At 44.7% G+C, this 7,193-nt stretch carries 6 protein-coding genes; 4 read left to right on the forward strand and 2 right to left on the reverse strand.

What is annotated here, in order from left to right; all coding sequences use genetic code 11:
• Positions 1-38: 38 nt before the first annotated feature.
• Positions 39-764 (reverse strand): outer membrane protein assembly factor BamD, encoded by a 726-nt coding sequence (bamD, locus tag ASV53_RS21465; protein ID WP_094958606.1) that lies wholly within the window; start codon positions 762-764, stop codon positions 39-41.
• Positions 765-903: 139 nt separating this feature from the next.
• On the opposite strand from bamD, the gene rluD reads away from it, so the two are divergent.
• Both rluD and pgeF read left to right on the forward strand, forming a co-directional pair.
• Complete coding sequence (gene rluD, locus ASV53_RS21470; RefSeq protein WP_094958607.1) at positions 904-1,878, forward strand: 23S rRNA pseudouridine(1911/1915/1917) synthase RluD; 975 nt, start codon at positions 904-906, stop codon at positions 1,876-1,878.
• A 42-nt stretch (positions 1,879-1,920) separates the two neighbouring features.
• Complete coding sequence (pgeF, locus tag ASV53_RS21475) at positions 1,921-2,655, forward strand: peptidoglycan editing factor PgeF (protein WP_239928882.1); 735 nt, start codon at positions 1,921-1,923, stop codon at positions 2,653-2,655.
• An 86-nt stretch (positions 2,656-2,741) separates the two neighbouring features.
• Here pgeF and ASV53_RS21480 read toward each other — a convergent pair whose 3' ends face one another.
• Entirely contained in the window at positions 2,742-3,113 is a 372-nt protein-coding gene (locus ASV53_RS21480) for a hypothetical protein (protein WP_062688039.1), read from the reverse strand.
• A gap of 251 nt (positions 3,114-3,364) precedes the next feature.
• On the opposite strand from ASV53_RS21480, the gene clpB reads away from it, so the two are divergent.
• Positions 3,365-5,938: an ATP-dependent chaperone ClpB gene (gene clpB, locus ASV53_RS21485; RefSeq protein ID WP_094958608.1), complete on the forward strand. Its 2,574-nt coding sequence runs from the start codon at positions 3,365-3,367 to the stop codon at positions 5,936-5,938.
• Positions 5,939-6,165: 227 nt separating this feature from the next.
• Entirely contained in the window at positions 6,166-6,849 is a 684-nt protein-coding gene (locus tag ASV53_RS21490; protein WP_094958609.1) for a tellurite resistance TerB family protein, read from the forward strand.
• Positions 6,850-7,193 lie beyond the last annotated feature (344 nt).

The raw sequence follows: 7,193 nt of genomic DNA on the forward strand, positions 1-7,193 counted from the left end.
GCCTCAGGCTGCCGTTTTTCATTTATGACGCTAGTTCATTAACTTGGATTAAGCGCAATTTGCTTTTTAGTATTGGCAATGGGCTCTTCAAGTCCTAATGCTTCATATGCGGTTAGCATTAAATTCAATGATTTACGCGCCGCTTCAGTATCCGGGTATAAACGTTGGATTTGCTGGCAGCGGTTAACGGCAGCTACCCATGCTTCACGGCGAACATAAAAGTCAGCAGTGGCTAACTCGTAATCAGCAAGACGATTTTTCAGGAAAATCATACGAGCTTTCGCATCTGCAGCATATTGGCTGTCTGGGAAGCGATCGAGTAAACGTTTGAAGTCACGGAAAGCCGTACGTGCAGGTACGGGATCGCGGTCGTGGCGATCGACACTAAACAGATCGTGCATAAAGCTACGGTCTTGTGCCATATGAGTGAGACCACGCATGTACATTACCCAGTCTGTTTTTTCATGAACTGGATTTAAACGATTAAAACGGTCAATGGTGGCTTCACCTAACGCGAGATCGTCGTTCTTGTAGTAGGCATAAATGAGATCCAATTGTACCTGTTCAGAGTAGGCACCGAATGGATAACGTGAGTCGAGCGTTTCCAAACGTTCGATGGCTTTTGTCCAGCTACCACTTTGTAGGGCTTCTTGCGCAGTGGCATAAAGCTCAGAAGGTGGCACATCTGGCACAACTTCATCAGTGCTGGAACAGCCCGAAAGAAGGGCGACAGCAAGAATCGCTGTGAGAGTCAGGCGTTTCATTACGGCGTCAGATTCCTTGATCAAAAATTTTATTTCTGTGATCCATTACGGTGAGAGCCGTTAACAGATACAATGACACTATTAGGTTATTTTACTCAGCGTTTGGCATTTAGTCTCACGCTTTTTGAAAAAGTTCGCTATGGCACAGCAAATAGAGTTAACAAATACAGTAAATGAGAGCCAGCTAGGCAAACGTCTAGACCAGGTTATCGCAGAATTATATCCAGATTACTCTCGATCTCGCATCAAGGATTGGATTCTTGGCGACATGGTGTCGGTTAACGGCAGCGTCGTTAATAAGCCACGCGCAAAAATGATGGGTGGCGAAGAGCTGCACATTATTGCAGAGATTGAAGATGAAGTTCGTTGGGAAGCACAAGATATTCCGTTGAATATTGTGTATGAAGATGACGATATTATCGTGATCAACAAACCTCGTGACTTCGTGGTTCACCCAGGCGCCGGTACGCCAGATTGCACGGTATTGAATGCGTTATTGCATCATTGTCCGTTGCTTGCTGAAGTACCGCGAGCTGGTATTGTGCACCGTTTGGATAAAGACACGACCGGTTTGATGGTTGTGGCTAAAACAATCCAGTCGCAAACACGTTTAGTGCGCGCGCTACAAAAGCGTAAAATTACGCGTGAATACGAAGCTATCGCTATTGGTAAAATGACGGGCGGTGGCACGATTGAAAAACCAATCGGTCGTCACTCGACTAAACGAATCTGCATGGCTGTTCACGAGTTAGGTAAACCTGCAATTACACACTACCGTGTTGCAGAGCACTTCCGTGAACATACGCGTTTGATTTTACGTCTTGAGACGGGTCGTACGCACCAGATCCGTGTTCACATGTCATACCTGACTTACCCGCTAGTGGGTGATGTGCAATACGGTGGCCGTCCGCGTCCTCCACGCCATGCATCTGATGAGTTAATTGCCGCGTTACGCGCATTTGACCGTCAAGCACTGCATGCTCGTATGTTGCGTCTTGCTCACCCAATGACGGGTGAAGTGATGGAATGGCATGCACCGCTACCAAACGATATGGTGGCGATGATCGACATTCTACGTAAAGATAAAGTCGAGCATGGCGTTGATGACTATTAATGTCAGCAGCTAACGTCAGCTAACACCAATGGATGTGATGAGATGATGACAACGCAAATTATCCCTGACTGGCCTGCACCTACGAATGTGAAAGCAATTAGCACAACACGAGTCGGTGGAACCAGTGTCGCGCCTTACCAAAGTTTTAACTTGGGTTTGCATGTGGGGGATAATCCTCTGGCGGTTTGTCATCATCGTGATAGTTTGCAGCAACAGCTACAACTGCCATCATCACCGGCTTGGTTAAATCAAACACATAGCACGACAGTCTTAACGCTAACGAAACCTTTGCTTGAAGTTGTCGATGCAGATGGCAGTTATACCCAGCAATCGGGTATCGCCTGCACTGTAATGACGGCCGATTGTTTGCCTGTTTTATTGTGTGATAAAGCGGGTACGCAAGTCGCGGCTGTTCATGCGGGGTGGCGCGGTTTAGTCGATGGCATTATTGAACAAGCATTAGCATTATTTAATGCGCCAAGTAGTGACATACTTGTATGGTTAGGCCCTGCTATTGGCCCACAGCAATTTGAGGTGGGAGAAGAAGTACGCCAGCAGTTTATGGCTGTGCTTCCTGAAGCCGAGTGTGCATTTACAGCACACGGTGAAAAGTGGCTAGCTGATATTTATCAGTTAGCTCGTCAGCGCCTATGCCATAGCGGTATTACCCATATTTATGGGGGAGAGCACTGCACCGTGACTGAATCTGATACTTTCTTCTCTTATCGCCGTGATGGCGTGACGGGTCGTCAAGCGAGTTTGATTTGGATTGAATAATCTTTTTTAATTAATCCGTAGCGACAATGAAAAAAGCCCTGCAAGCATTACCTTGCAGGGCTTTTTTATGTTCTGAGATTAAGCCATTAGTTAATAATGGTGATATTCATCGGGTTTGCTTGTGACAGCTGAACTACATTTGCACCAAAGGGGACAGAGTACAGCTCGTAGCCGTTGTCTTTTGCACGGTAGAATCGTTGGTTTACGGTATCGTGTAGCAGCACAACACCTTTATAACTGACTGTGCGCATCATGGCATTTTGAATAACCACAATATTTGTCGCTGCCGTTTTGGGATTGCGACGGTTTTCAATGCGATCTTCAGTACGGGATTCAACTCGCGCTTCTTGACGTACTTCTTGGCGTTTTTCCTGAATATCGCGTTGCGCCATAACATGAGTAGATGAAGCAAGTGCGGCAATGATAACAGCGCTGGTAGTTAGGCCTTTCTTGAACATGATTTTTCCTCGATATGGAACGTCGTATTGTTTAAATGGTACGGCATTCTATATTTGCCTGTCAATATTTAGAATGGCATTCCATTTAAATTATCGTGAATGAAGAAAAATTAGTTTATATGTCTGGTAGGGCATATCGATCAGGCGTTATTTAGTAAGTTTGCATAACAAACTCTTCGCGGTTGTGTTGAAATTCTGAGAGATCAACTCCATATATATTAGAGAGAAATAATATCGATATGGGAGGACTTATGCGTCTTGACCGATTTACCAGTAAATTTCAAATGGCGATATCTGACGGACAATCGCTTGCATTAGGGCGAGACCATCAGTATATCGAACCCGCTCATTTGATGTCGGCGTTGCTGAATCAAAATGGCAGTACGATCCGCCCGTTATTGACCATGCTGGATGTTGATACAACGCAATTACGCTCTCGCTTATCAGAACAGCTTGATAAATTCCCTAAAGTGACTGGCATTGGTGGTGATGTTCAGCTTTCACACAGTATGGGGATGTTGCTGAACATGTGTGACAAGCTGGCACAAAAGCGAAAAGATAAATACATCTCCTCTGAGTTATTTATTTTGGCTGCCGTTGACGATAAAGGTCCATTAGGACAGTTACTGAAAGAACTCGGTTTAACGGCGACTAAGGTAGAAAAAGCCATCGACCAAGTGCGTGGTGGACAAAATATTGATGATCCTAATGCTGAAGAAAACCGCCAAGCGTTAGAAAAATTCACCATCGATCTGACTGAGCGAGCAGAGCAAGGCAAACTCGACCCTGTGATCGGCCGTGATGATGAAATCCGTCGTACGATCCAAGTTTTACAGCGTCGAACTAAAAATAATCCAGTGATCATTGGTGAGCCTGGTGTGGGTAAAACGGCCATTGTTGAAGGACTCGCACAGCGGATTGTGAATGGTGAAGTGCCAGAAGGTCTTCGTAATAAACGAGTATTGTCACTGGATATGGGCGCATTGATCGCAGGTGCGAAATACCGTGGTGAATTTGAAGAACGTTTGAAGTCTGTTTTGAACGAACTATCGCAAGAAGAGGGGAGTGTCATCCTCTTTATTGATGAGCTTCATACTATGGTCGGCGCAGGTAAAGGCGAAGGCTCTATGGATGCGGGTAACATGCTAAAGCCTGCACTAGCGCGGGGTGAATTACATTGTGTTGGTGCGACAACACTGGACGAATACCGTCAATATATAGAGAAAGATGCCGCGCTTGAACGCCGTTTCCAAAAAGTGCTGGTGGATGAACCTACGGTTGAAGATACCGTGGCAATTTTACGTGGTCTAAAAGAGCGCTACGAACTTCATCATCATGTGGAAATTACCGACCCCGCAATTGTTGCGGCTGCGCGTTTATCGCAGCGCTACGTGTCAGACCGTCAGTTGCCCGATAAAGCAATCGATCTGATTGATGAAGCAGCTTCCAGCATTCGTATGCAAATCGACTCTAAACCTGAATCACTTGATCGTTTAGAGCGTCGTATTATCCAACTTAAAATAGAGCAACAAGCGCTGGCCAAAGAAAGTGATGATGCAAGCCAGAAGCGCTTGAGCGATTTACATCTTGAGCTTGAAAGCAAAGAGCGTGATTACGCTGAATTAGAAGAAGTCTGGAAAGCTGAAAAAGCGGCATTGTCAGGCACTCAACATATCAAAACCGCCCTTGAGCAAGCGCGAATGGATATGGAGATAGCTCGCCGTGCAGGCGATCTCAATCGTATGTCTGAACTGCAATATGGCAAAATCCCAGAGCTTGAAAAACAGCTCGATTTGGCCGCCCAAGCTGAGATGCAGGAAATGAGTTTGCTGCGTAATAAAGTGACTGAAGCTGAAATTGCTGAGGTTCTGTCGCGTCAAACAGGTATTCCTGTTGCGAAAATGCTTGAAGGTGAACGTGATAAATTACTGCGTATGGAGGAGGAACTTCATAAGCGTGTGATTGGTCAAGATGAAGCAGTAGATGCCGTATCTAATGCCATTCGCCGTAGTCGAGCTGGACTCTCTGATCCAAACCGTCCGATTGGTTCCTTCTTGTTTTTAGGACCAACTGGGGTCGGTAAAACAGAGTTATGTAAGTCTTTGGCTAAATTCATGTTCGACAGCGAAGACAATATGGTTCGTATCGACATGTCTGAGTTTATGGAGAAGCACTCAGTAGCTCGTCTTGTGGGGGCACCTCCTGGCTATGTCGGTTATGAAGAAGGCGGCTATTTAACTGAAGCTGTCCGTCGTCGTCCTTATTCTGTCATTTTGCTTGATGAAGTAGAAAAGGCACACCCTGATGTATTTAATATCCTTTTACAGGTATTAGATGATGGCCGCCTTACTGATGGCCAAGGGCGTACCGTTGATTTCCGAAATTGTGTAATCATCATGACATCGAACTTAGGCTCTGATCGTATTCAAGAGAACTTTGGTGAATTAGATTATGCTGGCATAAAAGACATGGTGTTAGAGGTCGTTAGTCACCATTTTCGCCCTGAGTTTATTAACCGTGTGGATGAAACAGTGGTGTTCCACCCTCTCGGTCAAGAGAATATTCAGCATATCGCAAGTATTCAGGTTGAACGTTTGGTTCAACGACTTGAAGAGAAAGGCTATAAATTATCGTTGGATGAGAGTGCATTGGCATTAATTGCTAAAGCAGGATTTGATCCTGTGTATGGCGCAAGGCCACTTAAACGGGCTATTCAACAATATATAGAGAACCCACTTGCTCACGATATCTTGTCGGGTAAGTTAGTTCCCAGCAAAGTGATTCAAGTCGTGGCGGCTGACGGTAAAATTGTCACGAAGCAATAAAGCGGCTTGAGTCGATAGCCAACCCACTATTAGGGTACAGCTAATAGAAAACACCGAGGTGAGTGATTGCTTCGGTGTTTTTGTATTCGTAATAACAAAACGCGCAAAGAGATGCGGCATTTATTTCCTTTACCTTAATTTACCTGCGAATTCATTTTCGATTCATCTTGAGGCTTGTAATGTGGTTGGGTAATCACACTGGCATCAGCTTATAGTAAGGAGTCATTATGAAAAGCTTAATGGATCAATTGTTAGGGCAAGCAACCAAGCTTATGGATAACGGTAAGTCGGCGGCAGTAAGCTCATCATCGAATAAAACCGATTTACTTAAAGGCGCTGTCGGCGGTGGATTAATCGGCACATTATTAGGTAATAAGAAAAGTCGAAAGATGGTCTCGAAATATGGCACCAAAGCGGCAATGGTTGGTGGCACTGCTGTTGCTGGTACATTGGCTTATCAGGCCTATAAAAAGTGGCAGCAAGATCAGCCAAGTGAATCGACGGCTCCTCAACCTTTATCTACGTCCTCGGTTAATGATAAAGCCATTGAAGTAAAAGCGGAGGCGAGCGCAGAAAACTTATTGCTATTAAAAGCGATGGTATTTGCTGCGAGATCTGATGGACATGTAGATGAAGCAGAAAAACAAGCGATAACGGGATGGGTGCATCAGCAAGGTGTCGGTGAAAATGTTGAAACCATAATTTCACGCTGGATGAATGAACCACTAGATCCTGCTGTATTGGCGAAGGACGTTACCAACCTAGAGCAAGCATCAGAAGTCTATTTAGTCTCATTACTCGCAATTGATGTTGATCACTTCATGGAAAAGGCTTATTTAGCACAGTTATCTCACGCATTAGGACTACCACAGGGTTTAGTTGAGAAAATAGAAGAGCAAGCATCACTATAATTAGAGTGATTGGCGTTGTTATTTGACCACTTTAGGGTGATTAGGTGTAATTTTGTTCGGTCGGGTGCTTTTGTTGAAGTTATTTCAAAAAGCCCCTTGCCAATGCGATCGAAGTCTCTATAATGCGACCTCACTGACACGGAGCAAGGCGCTAAGCCCGCTACGAAGTCAGTATGTTCTTTAACAATTTGACCATGCAATCTGTGTGGGCACTCGTGAAATGAATAGTCAAAACTGTTCATTGTTACTTTTTAAGTAGCAATGAATTTGGCATCAATGAACTGAGTGACCAATACAAAACTTAAGTTTACTTAAGCTTTGGCACAGTCAATTCGAATATCATG

Source organism: Photobacterium sanguinicancri, assembly GCF_002265265.1.
Taxonomy (GTDB): Bacteria; Pseudomonadota; Gammaproteobacteria; order Enterobacterales; family Vibrionaceae; genus Photobacterium; species Photobacterium sanguinicancri.